This window comes from Pararobbsia silviterrae (assembly GCF_003628125.1).
GTDB classification, from domain to species: Bacteria; Pseudomonadota; Gammaproteobacteria; order Burkholderiales; family Burkholderiaceae; genus Pararobbsia; species Pararobbsia silviterrae.
The window spans coordinates 34,677-50,142 of record NZ_RBZU01000020.1 but is presented as its reverse complement, the minus strand read 5'-3'; the positions used below and the strand labels follow the sequence as shown (position 1 = coordinate 50,142).

Annotated in this window: 11 protein-coding genes; 5 read left to right on the top strand and 6 right to left on the bottom strand. The window is 63.2% G+C overall.

Translation table 11 applies throughout. The annotated features are described in order from the left end of the window. Positions 1–119: 119 nt before the first annotated feature. From D7S86_RS27675 to D7S86_RS27665, 3 genes are read right to left on the bottom strand one after another with little or no spacing between them, the layout of a single operon-like run. Positions 120–1,259, bottom strand: coding sequence for a pyridoxal phosphate-dependent aminotransferase (locus D7S86_RS27675; RefSeq protein WP_121091353.1), 1,140 nt, complete (start codon positions 1,257–1,259; stop codon positions 120–122). Then, positions 1,259–2,074 carry a transporter substrate-binding domain-containing protein gene (locus tag D7S86_RS27670; protein ID WP_121091352.1) on the bottom strand — a complete coding sequence of 272 codons (816 nt, stop codon included), beginning with the start codon at positions 2,072–2,074 and terminating at the stop codon, positions 1,259–1,261. Before D7S86_RS27670 ends, D7S86_RS27675 begins: the two co-directional genes overlap by 1 nt. A 32-nt stretch (positions 2,075–2,106) precedes the next feature. Continuing rightward, complete coding sequence (locus D7S86_RS27665) at positions 2,107–3,057, bottom strand: amino acid ABC transporter permease (RefSeq protein ID WP_205962902.1); 951 nt, start codon at positions 3,055–3,057, stop codon at positions 2,107–2,109. A 219-nt stretch (positions 3,058–3,276) separates the two neighbouring features. Between D7S86_RS27665 and D7S86_RS27660 the strand changes: the two genes are divergently transcribed. Beyond that, complete coding sequence (locus D7S86_RS27660; RefSeq protein ID WP_158602116.1) at positions 3,277–5,817, top strand: TonB-dependent receptor plug domain-containing protein; 2,541 nt, start codon at positions 3,277–3,279, stop codon at positions 5,815–5,817. Between the two features lie 159 nt (positions 5,818–5,976). Here D7S86_RS27660 and D7S86_RS27655 read toward each other — a convergent pair whose 3' ends face one another. Together D7S86_RS27655 and D7S86_RS27650 are read right to left on the bottom strand one after the other, a co-directional pair. Next, positions 5,977–7,824 (bottom strand): SulP family inorganic anion transporter, encoded by a 1,848-nt coding sequence (locus D7S86_RS27655; protein ID WP_240648437.1) that lies wholly within the window; start codon positions 7,822–7,824, stop codon positions 5,977–5,979. Next, positions 7,787–8,818 (bottom strand): sulfate ABC transporter substrate-binding protein, encoded by a 1,032-nt coding sequence (locus D7S86_RS27650; RefSeq protein WP_121091367.1) that lies wholly within the window; start codon positions 8,816–8,818, stop codon positions 7,787–7,789. Before D7S86_RS27650 ends, D7S86_RS27655 begins: the two co-directional genes overlap by 38 nt. Before the next feature lie 443 nt (positions 8,819–9,261). Here D7S86_RS27650 and D7S86_RS27645 point away from each other — a divergent pair, with 443 nt between their 5' ends. Next, the gene (locus tag D7S86_RS27645) at positions 9,262–10,488 is read left to right on the top strand and encodes an SfnB family sulfur acquisition oxidoreductase (protein WP_240648439.1); all 1,227 of its coding nucleotides are present in this window, start codon (positions 9,262–9,264) and stop codon (positions 10,486–10,488) included. Positions 10,489–10,741: 253 nt separating this feature from the next. Continuing rightward, on the top strand, positions 10,742–11,932 hold the full coding sequence (locus tag D7S86_RS27640; protein ID WP_121091347.1) for a DUF2235 domain-containing protein: 1,191 nt from the start codon (positions 10,742–10,744) through the stop codon (positions 11,930–11,932). Here the strand turns inward: D7S86_RS27640 and D7S86_RS27635 are convergent. Next, positions 11,929–12,705, bottom strand: a complete 777-nt coding sequence (locus D7S86_RS27635) for an SDR family NAD(P)-dependent oxidoreductase (protein ID WP_121091346.1) — start codon at positions 12,703–12,705, stop codon at positions 11,929–11,931. The genes D7S86_RS27640 and D7S86_RS27635 overlap by 4 nt on opposite strands. 142 nt (positions 12,706–12,847) lie before the next feature. Between D7S86_RS27635 and D7S86_RS27630 the strand changes: the two genes are divergently transcribed. Then, positions 12,848–13,765 (top strand): AraC family transcriptional regulator, encoded by a 918-nt coding sequence (locus D7S86_RS27630; RefSeq protein ID WP_121091366.1) that lies wholly within the window; start codon positions 12,848–12,850, stop codon positions 13,763–13,765. A gap of 311 nt (positions 13,766–14,076) precedes the next feature. Next, the gene (locus D7S86_RS27625; protein WP_420813314.1) at positions 14,077–15,396 is read left to right on the top strand and encodes an MFS transporter; all 1,320 of its coding nucleotides are present in this window, start codon (positions 14,077–14,079) and stop codon (positions 15,394–15,396) included. Positions 15,397–15,466: the final 70 nt, after the last annotated feature.

Below are 15,466 nucleotides of genomic sequence, written 5' to 3'. Positions count from 1 at the left end.
TGCTTGGTATGTGCGCGTTTCCTGCGAGGACGCGCGCCGACGATTGCCGAAGGCGCGTTGAAATTAACACATTCAGGCGGCGTTTCAATGCATGACGACGTATTTCATGCTTATGTGTATCAAGCGATACGCACGTCTTCGAGAAAAGCCTCGAAGGATTCGAGCGCCGCGTCGAGATTGGCCTTGCCGAAGCCGATCCGCAGATAGTCGGGCGAGACGTCGCCGAGTTCGGAAGCGTAGACCGTCGAGGGGACCACGAGCACGCCGCGTGCCTGGACGAGTCGTTCGGCAAAGCGCTGCGCGCCGTCGCGGCCGAGGTACTTCGGATACGCGAGGACGCCGGCTTTCGGCGCGCGCCACTGAAACAGCGACGGATACCGTTCGAGCACCGCGCCGACGCGGTCGCGTCGCGCCCGCGCAAGGGTCATGACGCGCTCGACGAGATGCGCTTCGGCCGCGAGCGCGACCGTCGCGAGATGTTCGGACGGCAAGGCATTGCAGACCGACAGATACTGTTTCATCTGCGTGACGCGATCGAGCAGCGCCGTGTCGCGGCACGCGATCCATCCGATCCGCAGACCCGGCAGCGCATACGCCTTCGACGTTACGTTGAGCGAGATCCCGCGTTCATAGACGTCGACGACGGGCGGTAGCCGATCGCGCACGTCGTACTCGGTCATGCGATAGACCTCGTCGGACAGCAGCCAGATTCCGCGTGCGCGGCAGAGCTCGATCAACGCATCGAAGGTCGCGCGCGGGAGCACCGCGCCCGTCGGGTTGTGGGGGAAATTGACGACGATCAACCGCGTGTTCGGACGCAGCGCGTCGCGCACGCGATCGAGATCGAGATGCCAGTCGCGCGCCGCATCGAGCGGGATGCCCGTCACGTCGCATAACGACATCGGCAACGATTCAAGCGACTGATAGTTCGGCGTCGGCACGATGACGTGCGCATCGCGATCGAGCAACGCATGGAATGTCGCATAGAGCGCTTCGTCGCCGCCCGCGAAGCTCGCGATGTCGTCGGGCCGCGTGGTCGCGTAGAGGCGGCTGATCGTCTCGAGCAGCGCCGGCGTGCCGCGCAGCGGCGGATAGTCGAGCGGCGTGTCGAGCCATGTACGATCGTCGCTCACCCCCGCGATCTCGCGTAGGGCATCGATCGAGAGACTCTCCGGATACGACGAGGAGAGCACATGCCGGACGTGATGTTCCCATTTCGCGAGATACGCGATCAGCTGGAAAGCGCGCGGTACCGGCATCAGTTCAGATCCTTGACGATGTCCTCGCCGAGCCAGTGCTGCGAGATCTTCGACAGCGTGCCGTCGTCGCGCAGACTGCGTATCGTTGCCGCAAGCTTCGCGTTCCACTCGGCGTCGCCCTTGTCGGCGGCGACCCAATTCGGTTCCGCATAGAGTTCGCCGACGATCCGGAACACGGGCGCGCGCTTGACGCGTGCGTTGGCCGTCGCGAGGTCCGAGACGACCGCATCGAGTCGTACCCCGGGACCGATCGCGAGGTTTTCGAACGCGACGGATTCATCGCTCGGCACGATCTGAATCGCGCCGAACGGATAGGCGATGGGTCGCGCGCCCGGAATCACGAGCGTCTTCTGCAGATAGCTCTCATAGCTCGATCCGACGCCGACGCCGACTTTCTTGCCCGTCAAGTCTGCAGCCGACTTGATGCGTGTGTCGGCGCGGTTGACGACGAGCACGGCGGGCGAACTGTAGTACGGCGCGACGAAGTCGAGGACCTTCGCGCGCTCGGCATTCGGCGTCATCGAGCAGATGCAGACATCCCAGCGTCCGTTCCAGTGGCCGCCCACGATCGTTTCCCACGCCGGTGTTTCGAGCACGAGCTTGACGCCCAGACGCTGCGCGACGGCGCGCGCGACATCGACGTCAAATCCCGCGAGCTGGTTGTTGTCATCGATAAAGCCGAACGGCGGATAGTCGTTGACGAGCACGTCGTGCAATACGTGCGTGTGTTCGACGCGGTCGAGTGTCGTGCCCGCATGCGCGATGCCGGCCAGGCATGCCGCAAACGCGAGGGCGGTCAGGATCGATCGTTTCATGGTGTGCTTGGAGCGGTAGGTCGGGGGATGCGTCAGAGCGCGGTACGCGGTTCGAAACCGCGGCCGTAGCGCTTTTCGAGGCGGGCTTGAAACAGCTCGCAGACGATCGACATGACCCAGTAAATCGCGGCCGCCGTCACGAGCATTTCCATATATCGATAGGTGCTGCGGCCGTACGACTGCGCAAGAAAATTGAGTTCCCAGACGCCCATCAACGAGACGAGCGACGAATCCTTGAGCATCGAAACGAACAGGCTGCCGGCCGGCGGAATGATGAATCGCAAGGCTTGAGGCGCGACGACATGCCAGGCGATCACATGCCGCGAGAGTCCGAGCGCGCGTCCGGCCTCGCGTTGCGCGTGCGGGACGGCGAGCACGCCGCCGCGGATCGTCTCGGCAAGATACGCGCCGTAGTTCAGCGACAGCGCGAGCACGCCCGACGTGATCGGTCCCATGACGATGCCGACTTGCGGCAAGGCGAGATAGATCACGAGCACCTGCAGCATCAACGGCGTGCCGCGAAACAGCGAGCCATAGAACGTCGCCGCCGCGAAGCCGATCGGATTCGACGACATGCGGCCCCACGCGACGAGCACACCGATCACGGCGCAGCACGTGATCGATATGACCGTGATCAACACGGTCAACGGTGCGCCTTGAATAAATCCGTCGGGAGAAAGATGCGCGCCGAGCAGAAACGGCAGCTTCTTGGCGATCAGCGAAAAATCGAGTCCGGTGCCCGATAGCGTGCCGATGATCGCGCCTAAAAGCAGCAGCCACGTGAGCCGCACGCTCCATCGGAATCGCGCGATGCGGCGCGCGTCGTCGAACGCATGCGACGGCGCGTGCGGTGCTTGAGCGTCGAGCGCGTCGCGACGACCGCCGGGGCGTGCGGGATCCACAGTCAAACGATCGTCGGAAGGCATGAATTCGGCACGGGACGTCAAGGAAGCGAGGATGCAGAGCTTAAGCGAATCGGTCATGCGCGTACACCCGTGCACGACGTTTCGAGCAGAATAAATGGGTATTTCCTTATCTTAAACCGGCATAAAAGATCGCCGTTCACGAAGGTACGATGCGCAGCACGCTTCATTTTTATAACTGTGTCTGCGTCAATTTCATTTTTGAATCGCGTGCCGGATTTAGACGGCGTGAAGCACGCGCGAGAGAGGAATGACGCGGTCATTCATTCAAAAACGAAAATGGGAACCAAAGCACGGGGCGCATGGACCGTTGGACTCGGGTCGCTGCTCGCGACATCGATCGCGTTGGGCCAGACGGCGCAGGGCGCATCGACATCGAACGACACGGCTGCTGCGCAGGCAGCACCGAATGCTTCCGCGACACCGGATGCGCAAGCCGATCAATCGGCTTCGTCGAATGCCGCGTCGCTCGCGCAGGGTAGTGGAACCGCCGGTGGAACGGTTGCAGGAACGGCCAGCGCTACGAGCGCCGGCGCGGGTGACGCATCGACGGTCGCGCTCAATCCCGTGGTCGTCACGGGCAGCCGCGCGAGCGCGCAGCGTCAGCGCGACAGCGCGACGCCGATCCAGGTCATCACGGCGCAGGACCTCGCCGCGACGGGGCAAGGCAATTTGCTCGACGCGCTCAAGACGGTCGTGCCTTCGTTGACGACGCCCGCGGTCGGCTACGATGCGGGCGCCTTGTCGCGCACGTTCCAGTTGCGCGGACTGGGCCCGGGCGAGACGCTCGTGCTCGTGAACGGCAAGCGACGGCATCTGTCCGCGACGCTCTATGCCGATGAAGATCCGTCGCAGGGCGCCAACGCGGTCGACCTCGATCTCATTCCGCTCTCGTTGATCGACCACGTCGAAGTGCTGCTCGGCAGCGCGGCCGCGCAATACGGGTCCGACGCGATCGCGGGCGTCGTCAATATCGTGCTTAAGAAGCAAAGCGAGGGCACGACGATCTCGACGACGGGCGGCGGTTATTTCGACGGCGGCGGTGCGACCGGACAATTCGATCTGACGCACGGCATGGCGCTCGGCGACGATGGTTTTCTGACGCTGAGCGCCGGCTATCGGCATCACAGCGCCTCGGATCGCAGCGGCGCGAGCGGCGGTCCGGAACCCGCGCAGGTGCAGGGCGATCCGCAGACGAATCTCTTCACGTTCGGCTACAACCTCGAAAAGCCGCTCAACGACGACGTCACCCTCTATAGCTTCGCCACCGTCGCCGATCGCACGGTGCGCGCCTATGAGAACTACCGCTCGCCGTCGTACATCGCCGAGAATCTGCCGGGCCTCGAAGCGATTTACCCGAACGGCTTCTCGCCGATCGAGCACAGTCACGAAACCGACTACAGCGTCACGGTCGGCGTGCGGGGTACGACCGAATCGCATTGGGACTGGGATCTGAGCACGACCTACGGCCGCGACGTGATCAATCTGCAGAACCTGAATACGGCGAACTACAGTTTGCTGACCGATACGGGTTCGACGCCCACGTCGTTCGACGTTGGTGGCTATACGTCGTCGGAACTGACGACGAACCTCGACTTCAAGCGCGCGTTTTCGCTGCCGTTCTGGTCGTCGCCCGTCAATGTCGCGGTCGGCTTCGAGCATCGCTACGAAACGTTCAGTTTGAATCCGGGCGATCCGGGCTCGTATTACGAAAGCGGCGCGGTCGCGTTCCCCGGCTATCTGCCGACCGACGCGAGCGATGCGCATCGCAATAGCGTGGCCGCCTATACCGACGTCTCGACGCATATCCTGCCGGCCTGGCAGATCGACGGCGCGATCCGCGCCGAGGATTATCAGAGCCTGGGGGCCACGCTCGACGGCACCGTCTCGACGCGATACGACTTCGGCTCCGCATTCGGCATTCGCGGTTCGGCGGGGACGGGCACGCACGCGCCGACGCTGGTTCAGGAAAACTACTCGGCGACCAATGTGACGACGGGCGGCGCGATGATCCAGATCCCGCTCAATTCGGCGGGCGCGCGGATCCTCGGCGCACCGAGCCTCAAGGATGAAACGTCGCGGCAATTCAGTTTCGGTTTCGTCGCCGAGCCCGTCGCGGGTCTGCATTTGAACGTCGACGCCTATCAGATCGATATCGACAACCGGATCGTCGATTCGGGCGATATCTCGGGCACGCTGGCCGCGCAGGCGATTGCGGCCAACGGCACGATCGTGCCCGCCGACGCGATCGCGAATACATACGCGCAGTTCTTCACGAACGGCGCGAACACGCGCACGCGCGGCATCGATGCATCGCTCGATTACAAGTCGGATTTCGGTTCATACGGGACGGTCGCGTGGAATCTCAATGCGAACTACAACCGCACGACGATCCGTTCGGTCAATACGCCGGCATCGCTGCAGGCAGCGGGCGTTGCGTTGCTCGATGCGATTCAGGTCTCGAACCTGACGACGGCGACGCCGCGCATCGTGGTCTCGGGTTCGGGGGCCTATACGCTCGGACCGTGGCGTGTGACGTTGCGCGAGACGTACTACGGCAAGTCGTCGCAGACGCAATGGGCGACCGACTATAGCGGCTACTATGCGGACAACATCAATCCGGCGTTCATCACGGACCTCGATGTCGCGTTCAAGATCACGAAGAACACCACGATCGCGATTGGGGCGAACAATCTGTTCAACAAGTATCCGACCGAAACGAACCCGAATGCACGCTCGAACTTCGATCTGTATCCGCACTTGAGTCCTTTCGGCATCAATGGCGGCTACTACTATGCGAGGTTGACGGTGTCGATCTAAGGCTCAAGGTGACGATGTGCGCGAGCACGTCGTCACCTTGGCAATCGCCCGCAACACGTTCGAAAAGAAGGTCTCCAACGCGCTGATCCGTGCTTTGACGCGGGCTTTGTCAGGCGGTTTTCGATGAAAGTCCGACGCGGACCGACATCGAAACCCTGCTCAGACGAGGTAGTACAGATCCGCGGTTTGTTCGACCGGACGGCGCGCCGCGCAATGCGCGCACGTGTTATGGGAGCCGATCTGCTCATACGCATAACGGACCGCGCGCAGCGTCGCGGACCACTTCGTGTCTTCTTCCGGAAAGAAGCGCTCGCCGGGGTACCAATGCGTGAAACCGAGCCGATCGAGTATGTCGAGGAACGAGGGACGCAGACCCGCGAGCAGCACGACGAGTCCGTCGCGTTGCGCATCGCGAAGAAACGTTTCGAGTTTTTCGATGCAGACGACGTCGGGGTTGCGTACACGCTTGAAGCGCAGCACGAGATGCACGGCGCCGGCTGCTTGCGTCCGCGCGCGGACGCGTTCGAGATGATGCTCGAACTCGCGCGCCGCGCCGAAGAATAATTCGCCTTCGAAATCCCAGACCGCGACGGCGCTGCACGCGGCATCGTCGTGCTGCTTTTCACGGACGACGCCTTCATCGGTCACGACGAGCTCCGAGGCCTTGAGCTTGGCCGCGCGCGGCACGAACAGAATGATCGAGAGCGCGACGCCGATCAGGATCGAGAATTCGACGCCGATCAACAGCGCGGCGAGCGCGGTCGTCACGACGAGGCCCGCATCGTATTTGGAGGCGCGCACCGTGTAGCGCAGGCGTTCGAGATCGACGAGACGCCATGCGGTCACGAGCAGCAATCCGGCAAGCGCGGCCTTCGGGATATAGCGCGTCAGCGGCGCGAGCAAGAGCACGGCGATCGCGACGACCACGGCCGTCACGATGCCCGATACGCGCGTCGCGGCTCCGGCCTGGAAATTGATCGCGGAGCGCGACAAGGATCCCGAGCCCGGCAAGCACCGAAAAAATCCGCCGACGAGATTCGCGACGCCTTCCGCGAGACATTGGCGGTTGTAGTCGAGCGGCTGGCGTGTGCGATGCGCGATCGACTTGGCGATCGACAGTGCTTCGAGCAGCCCCAGAAAGGCGATCGCGATCGCGCTCGGTGTCAATTGTCCGATCCAGCTCCAGCGGATTTCCGGAATATGCGCGGTCGGCAAGCCGGCCTTGAGCGAACCGATCAAGGCAATGGCGGCGTGCCCGTTCGAACCCGTGACCGACCATCCGAGCAGACGCGCCGCGCCCGAGACGACGATCAAGGTGACGAACATATCGATCTGCGGCAGCCTGTAGCGCCGCACGAGACGACGCAGCAGCACGGCGAGCACGATCGATACGCCGCTGATCGCGAGCGCCTTGAGATTGATCGGATCGCCATGCACGACGGTCAGCCAGAGCCGATAGAGCACGTGCTGGTTGCCCGTGCCTTTGTCCTTGACGCCGAGCGCGTTGCCGACCTGCCCGATCGCAAGGAGCGTCGCCGCGCCGGCCATGAAGCCGATGATCACCGACTCGGAAATGTAGCGCGTGAGATCGCCGAGCCGGAACACGGCGATGCCGATCTGGATGATGCCGACCATGACGCCGAGCAGGAACATGCACTCGTAGAGCGGCGCGGTTGCATTCGGATCGAGGAACGCGAGCGCGCTGAACACGACGAGCGAGATCGCGCTCGTCGGACCGTTGATCAGATGCGACGACGAGCCGAGCAGCGATGCGACCAGCGTGACGACGATCGCCGAGTAGAGCCCGAAGCGCGGATCGACGCCGGCGATCAGCGCATATGCCATGCCTTGCGGCAACGAGATCGCGGCGACCGTGAGGCCTGCGAGCAGATCGCGCTTGGCCGTGTTCGCGTCGTAGCGGCCGCGCGCGAGTCGCGCCACGGCGGATCGCGTCGGGAGCCAGACGCGTTCAAGCAGGGTGTCCGGAGCCGGATAGGAGTTCGACAATTCCGTTCTCGTCGAAAAAGCGGTGATTGGCATCGTCCCAGTCGCGGGCGATGGCGGTGATCGGAAAGAGCGTCAAAGGCGGCAGACGCGTGGCGTATTCGTGAGCGATCGCCGGGTTGAACGGGCGGTAGCCGGCGCTCGCGATGATGCGTTGCGCTTCGTCGGTAAACAGAAATTCGAGGTAGGCGCGCGCTTGGGCTTCGGTGTGATGCCGCGCGGTGTTCGCGTCGACCCATGCGACGTATGGCTCCGCGAGCAGGCTGACGCGCGGATAGACGACGTCGAGATCGCCCGGATTGTCGGCGACTTCGCGCAACGCCTCGTTTTCCCACGCGAGCTGGACGTCGCCGGTCTTGTCGAGCGTGAACGTCGTGGCCGCGCCGCGCGCGCCTGTATCGAAGTGCACGATATGTGCGTAAAGCGCGCGCAGATACGCGCGTGCATCGGCGTCGCTGCCGCCGCGCGAGACCACCGAGCCCCACGCCGCGAGAATACTGAGCTTGCCGTTGCCCGAGGTGTGCGGATCGGGTGTCACGATCTCGACCGACGGCGCGACGAGGTCCGGCCAATCGTGAATGTGTTTCGGATTGCCCTTGCGAACGACGAATACGATCGTCGAGTAATACGGCTGCGAATGATGCGGCAGACGATCGGCCCAGCCGGCGGCGATCAGGCCGTGCTCGCGCAAGATATCGACGTCGGAGAACAGGCCCAGCGTCACGACGTCGGCCGACTGTTCGCCAGAGACGACCGAACGCGCTTGCCGCGACGAGCCGCCGTGGGATTGCGCGATGACGAGGCGCGTGCCGTTCTCGTGCGCATAGTCGCGCACGAAGGCCGTGTTCAGGCTTTGGTAGAGCTCGCGGGTCGGGTCGTACGAGACGTTGAGCAGCGTATTCGGCGTGCGGCCGGGGGCGTTGCGCACGCCGATCAATGCGATCGCGATCAATACGCCGCCGATCGCGGCGAGATGAAGCAGAGGAGGTCGTTTCATCGATTCGCGCGCACGGCTTCGTGGCAAGGGCTTGTCGGTCGGCGCGCTCGACCCCAGGCGATCGATCGCGCACGGAAATGGAATGACGTGGAATAACGCGGCTCGGCCTATTGTGCGGTCGCCCCGGCGCATTCGAAACGAATTTCTGTTCATATGCATAGTCGCTGCGCGCGCGTTGGACGCGCCGCTTGGCGTGCATAAGGACATGATCAGAAATACGTTAGATCCGCATCGCGCGCCGCTTATATTGATTCGCAGCAATGCGCGACTTGTGCGACTGCGCGTCGGCGACACAGAGGCTTGAACGACGCGTACGACATCGGATTTTCAAGCGCGATCGACACGCAAGCGACCCATCGGGCGCGCGTGTTCCCATGACGCAAATCCATCGGAGGCGATCTATCGTGAGTGCGGCAATTGAACAACTGAATAACGCAACCCGTCTGCGCGTCAACTCGCCCGAGCCGTTCGCGCCGCGCCCGCTCCCGGCCGCGCCCGCGCATGTCGTGCGCGACGACGCCGAGGCCATCGAGATCGCGAAGCGGCTGGCCGTCGCGTTCGCCCACGGGGCGTCGGAGCGCGACAGGGAAGGGTGGCTGCCGCTCGACGAACTCGACGCGTATTCGCAATCGGGTTTGTGGGGCATTACGGTTCCGAAGGCCTATGGCGGCGCCGAAGTGTCTTACGCAACGCTTGCGGAGGTCATCCGGATCATCGCGGCCGCCGATTCGAGCATCGCGCAGATTACGCAGAATCACATTGCGCTCGTCGCGCATATCGCCTTCGATGCGACCGATGCGCAGAAGCGCGAACTCTTTGGTCTCGTGCTCAAAGGCTATCGGTTCGGCAACGCATTTTCGGAGCGTGACAGCCGTAACGTCGCGGCGTTCGAGACGCGCGTGGTCGAGCAAGGCGACCATGTCGTCGTCAACGGCAAGAAGTTCTATACGACGGGTGCCCTGCTCGCGCATATCGTGCCGATCGTCGCGGTCAACGATGAAGGCAAGGTGTTTCTCGTGTTCGCGGATCGTGATGCGCCAGGCCTGACCGTCGTCAACGACTGGACGAGCTTCGGTCAGCGCGTGACCGCGTCGGGTACCGTTCTCGTCGAAAACGTGCGCGTGCCGAAGAGCCGCGTCGTGCGGATCGATGCTTTCGACAACCAGACCGCGGCGGGGCCGATCTCGCAGATCATTCAGTCCGCGATCGACGCGGGCATCGCAAAGGGGGCGCTCGACGAGACCATCGCGTTCATCCGCTCGAAGAGCCGTCCGTGGATCGACAGCGGCAAGGAGCAGGCAACCGAAGACCCGTTCGTGATCGCGACGATCGGCACGATCGCGCTGAAACTGCATGCGGCCGAAGCGCTGCTCGAACGCGCGGGCCGTAAGATCGACGCGGCGCTGCGCACGCCGAACGAGGAGACGGTCGCCGAAGCGACGCTGACGACCGCCGAATCGAAGGTGCTCACGACGGAGATCGCGGTCGAAGCGACCAATCGGCTTTTCGAACTTGCCGGCACACGCTCGACGCTTGCCGAGCACAACCTCGATCGTCATTGGCGCAATGCGCGCGTGCATACCTTGCACGATCCCGTGCGCTGGAAGCCGTTCCATATCGGCAATTACGTGCTCAACGGCGTGAATCCGCCGCGGCACGCATGGAGTTGAGCCGGATCTGAGTCAAGGCGGGTTTGACCGCTTGGCTTGAATGTTTGGTTTTCTTACGGTGCGTTGTCGAAGGGTCCGCTTGCGTCGACGGCAAGCGGACCCTTTGCATTGGGGGCGGGAATACGCGAATTCACCATAAGAATGTCGAGATGCCATAGTGCCGGATCGACCGACGCCCGCTGTTGAAGCGGGCGTCGGTCGCATTGCTTATTTTCCCTAAGACGCGCTTTGCACTGACGACAAGGAGAACACGATGGCAAAGACGATCGTCTTTTTCGCCGACGGCACATGGAACGGCCCCGAAGATCAAACGAAGACCGGCGACGGCAACGCTCCGACAGCGGGTGCCGGATGCCAACCCGATCTCACGAATGTCTGCAAGAGTTTCGCGTGGCTCGACGGTGCGCCGGTCCCGGCGGATACGCCGTGGGGCGGAGCCGAGATGGAGAAGGCGCTCGTTGATGCAGGCGGAACGCCGATACAGATCGCGAAATATATTCACGGTGTCGGCAATTCGCAGCAGTTGCTCGATAAAGTCGCGGGCGGCGCATTCGGCGTCGGCGTCGTCGCGCGGATTGCGCGCGGCTATACCTACATTTCGCGGAACTACCTTCCCGGCGACCGCATCGTGATCGTCGGCTTCAGTCGCGGCGCTTACACGGCACGGGCGCTCGCGGGATTGATCGCGGGGCAAGGCCTGCTTCGGCCCGACCTTGCGGCAAGCGATGACGATACGCGCTATGACACGGCCGTTTCGGCCTGGTATCGCTGGCGGCACGGCAGCGATACGACGTTCCAGAAAATCGTCGATGGATTGACGGAATGGTTCGAAATCCACACGGCATTTTCGAATCCGAAGCCGCTCGACGATACGTCGTTCGTCCCCGTCAAAGTCGCCGCCGTCGCGGTGTGGGACACAGTCGGTGCGCTTGGTATTCCGGTGTATTACGGCGCGGGCGTCGTCGATCTATTCCGGTTCTGCGACACGACGTTGAGTTCGAACATCGATCTCGGTGTGCATGCGGTATCGCTCGATGAACAACGCAAGCCCTTTACGCCGACGTTGTGGGACAACGGCCCGAATGTGACGCAGGCGCTGTTTCCCGGTGGACATTGCGACGTCGGCGGCGGGTATGCCGAGCATGGACTATCGGACGGACCGCTGCTTTGGCTCGTCGATCGGCTTCAGCAAACCGATGTCGGATTGAAGTTCACGCTGCACCCGCCGGTCGCGGTTCAGCCCGATCCCTTGGGGCCGCGGCATCGCGCATGGATCGCGGACAAATTCTGGATCGCGGCGGGCGTCGGCCCGCGCGCGTTCCCGGCGGGCCTCGTCGTCAACGACGCGGTCCGTCAGCGCATCAACGGCGGCCCCGACAATCTGTTCGATGCCCCGGGCGGAAACGTGCCGTATGCGCCGACGAACCTGCCGCCGGCAGCCTAGATATGAATCCCGCCCGCGACCTCGATCCGCTGTGCGTTGACCCAGCCAAAATCGTCGGATAGCAAAGCCGCGATGACAGGGCCGACGTCTTGCGGCACCCCTGCGCGGCCGAGCGCCGTGTGATCGGCGACGGCTTTATTGACTGCCGGATTGTCGCGCACCATGCCGCCGCTGAAGTCGGTCGCGATCGCGCCTGGCGCGACGACGTTGACCGCGATCCGGCGCGGGCCGAGTTCGAGCGCCATATAGCGCGTAAGCGCTTCGACCGCCGCCTTCATCGGACCGTAGATCGCGCGATTCGGAAACGCGAAGCGCGCGAGTCCCGATGACACGTTGACGATGCGGCCGCCGTCGTGGATCAGGGGCAGCAGTTTCTGCGAGAGCAGAAAGACGCCTTTGAAATGCACGGCGAACTGCGTGTCGAGCTCGGCTTCCGTGCCTTGCGTAAAGCTTGCAGCCGATGAAGTGCCCGCGTTGTTGACGAGATAGTCGAAACGCTCGGCGCCAAGCGCCTTGAGCGCCGCTTGTACGTTCTCGACAAACGCGTCGAACGTATGGCTCGCCCCGACGTCGAGTTCGAGCGCCGTGGCAGGCGCGCCCGCCTCGCGTGTGAGTGCAACGACCGCGTCGGCTTCCGCGCGATTCGACTTGTAGGTCAGGATCGACCGCACGCCGCGCGCCGCGAGGCGCAGCACGGTTTCGCGTCCGATGCCGCGGCTGCCGCCGGTGACGATTGCGATCTTGGTCGTGGATTCAGGGTTCGTTTGGGGCATGACGTTCTCTCGGTTCATGAATGAGTGGGTCCATTGTATGAGTCCGAGTGTCATGAATTGAATGCCGAAACCCTGCTGATTTCTGCCTAATTGTGCTTTGCAGGCGTATGCTGACGCGATCTTCACCGAGCGCGATCAAACCATGTCGGATCAGTTGGCGGCAGCCATGCTCCGTTATACGGAGCGTCAGGCGGGCGAAAGCCCGTACACGACGGACATCGCCGGTGTCCATATTTTGCGTTCCGATCACCCCAAGCCGCCGGTCTATCGAATGGCGAATCCCGCGATGTGCATCGTCGCGCAGGGCGCGAAGTGGGCCACGTTCGGCGGCGACCGCCTCGAATATCGGGCGGGCCAGGCGCTCGTCGTCGGTGTCGATGCGCCGTCGCTCGGGCGCGTATTCGAAGCCTCGCCCGACAAGCCGTGCCTCGTGTTGATCGTCGAGCTCGACCTTGCGCTCATGCGCCGCGTCGTCGAAGACATGCCCGCGCCGCCCGCGGTCGCCGCACATGCGAGCCGCGGTGTGTTTGTCGCGGATATCGCCGGCCCGATCGCGGACTGCGCATTACGCCTCGTGCATCTGCTCGACACGCCGGGCGCGATCGCAACGATCGCGCCGATGATCATTCGAGAAATCTGCTATTGGCTGCTGGCCGGACCGCACGGCGCGGATATCGCGCGCATGGCGCTCGCGGACACGCCGTCGCAGCGTGTCATGCGTGCTATCCAGGCCTTGCGGCAGCGTTATGCGGAATCGATCCCGATCGACGAACTGGCCACGATCGCGCAACTGAGCCGATCGGCGTTCCATCGACAGTTCAAGGCATTGACCGCGTTGAGCCCGATTCAATATCAGAAACAGCTTCGTCTTCTCGAAGCGCGTCGGCTGATGTTGACGCACGCGATGGGTGTCGAAAGCGCGGCATTCGAGGTCGGCTACGAAAGCGCATCGCAATTCAGCCGCGAATATGCGCGCATGTTCGGCGCGCCGCCCAAGCGCGATGCGCGGCAACTCAAGCGCTTGGCTCGGACATCCGAAATGTCGGACTCGCTCGCTTGAGTGCATCGCTCTCGATCGTTCCGGCAAGCTTTAGACGTTCGGTCGCTAAGGATCGAGGGCGGTGTTTGCGGGAGAACGTCCTTAAGCAATATTCATGGACATAGGCCGCATGCCGGATCGACGCGCGTCGATTCCTTCGCTTCTTAAGCGTGGGCGTGGGCGTGCCAGACCGTTACTCTAAAAGTAATGCTGTCTCTTCGTGCGTAATTGAACCGCCGCCTTGGGCTTCGTAGAGTAGGGGACACGAAAAATCGAAGCGGCCGTTTCAGGCACGGTATCGGCTACTCGAGACAGAGGCCCGATCAGGAGACATGATGGACACATTAGGACGCACGGGCAGCGCGCACGTGCCCGCCACGCGCACGCGGCTCAATCGCGCGCAGATCGCGGGGTTCTGGGGCGCATGGGCCGGCTGGACGCTCGATGGCATGGACTCGTTTGTTTATGCGCTCGTGCTTGCGCCCGCCTTGACGGAATTGCTGCCGAATTCAGGCTATGCGGCGACGCCCGCGAATATCGGTCTTGCAGGGTCCATTCTCTTTGCGCTGTTCCTCGTCGGTTGGGGCCTGTCGTTTATCTGGGGACCGCTGGCCGATCGTTTCGGCCGCACGAAAGTCCTGGCCGGCACGATCTTCATGTTCGCGATTTTTACGGGGCTTGCCGCGACCTCGCATTCGGTCTGGGAACTCGGTTTCTATCGCTTTCTTGCGGGCGTGGGCATCGGCGGCGAATGGGCGCTCGCGGGCACCTATGTCGCCGAGGCGTGGCCCGAGGATCGCCGCAAGATGGGCGCCGGTTATCTGCAGACCGGGTATTACGCGGGATTCTTCCTGGCCGCGGCGCTTAACTACACGATCGGCGCGCACTACGGCTGGCGCGCGATGTTCCTGACCGGCGCGCTTCCCGTCGTGCTCGCGATCATCGTCCTCATGCGCGTCAAGGAAAGCGATACGTGGCGTCGCGCGGAAAGCCTGAGTCACGGCGCCGCGCGGCGGCGTGGACCGTTGGCCGAGATTTTCAGCGCGCGCTACGTGCGGCGCACGCTGATCGCCGCGGCGTTGCTGACGGTCGCGATCATCGGCCTCTGGGCCGGGGCCGTTTATGAGCCGGCGGCCGTGATCCAGCTCGCCGTCAAGGGCGGTGCGACCAAACCGGAAGCCGCGCGCATCGCGTCGATCGCCACGGGCGTGCTGTCGATCGGCACGATTCTCGGCTGTCTCGTACTGCCGCCGATGGCCGAGCGGATCGGCCGTCGTTTGACGCTGGCGATCTATTTCATCGGCATGGCGTGTTCGATCGCCCTTGCATTCGGCTGGGCGTTTTATTTGCCCGACGGTCTCGCGACGTTTATCGGGCTGCTGTTCGTACTTGGCTTTTTCGGCGGCAATTTCGCCTTGTTCAGCCTCTGGTTGCCCGAACAGTTCGAGACGCGCGTGCGCGCCACGGCGTTTGCGTTCTGCACGTCGGTCGGCCGTTTTATCGGCGCGGGCGTCAATTTCGGCATCGGCGCGATGGTCCTGCATATGAAGACGCTAGGCACGCCGATCGCGCTGACCGCGATTGCGTTCGTGATCGGGCTCGTGCTGATCCCGTTCGCGCCCGAGACGCGTGGCGAGGTCTTGCCGCAGTAATGCCTGCATGTCACGCGTGCGATTCGTCGCACGCCGTGCAATGTCTTGACGTTCCCGTCGTAAAGAACAC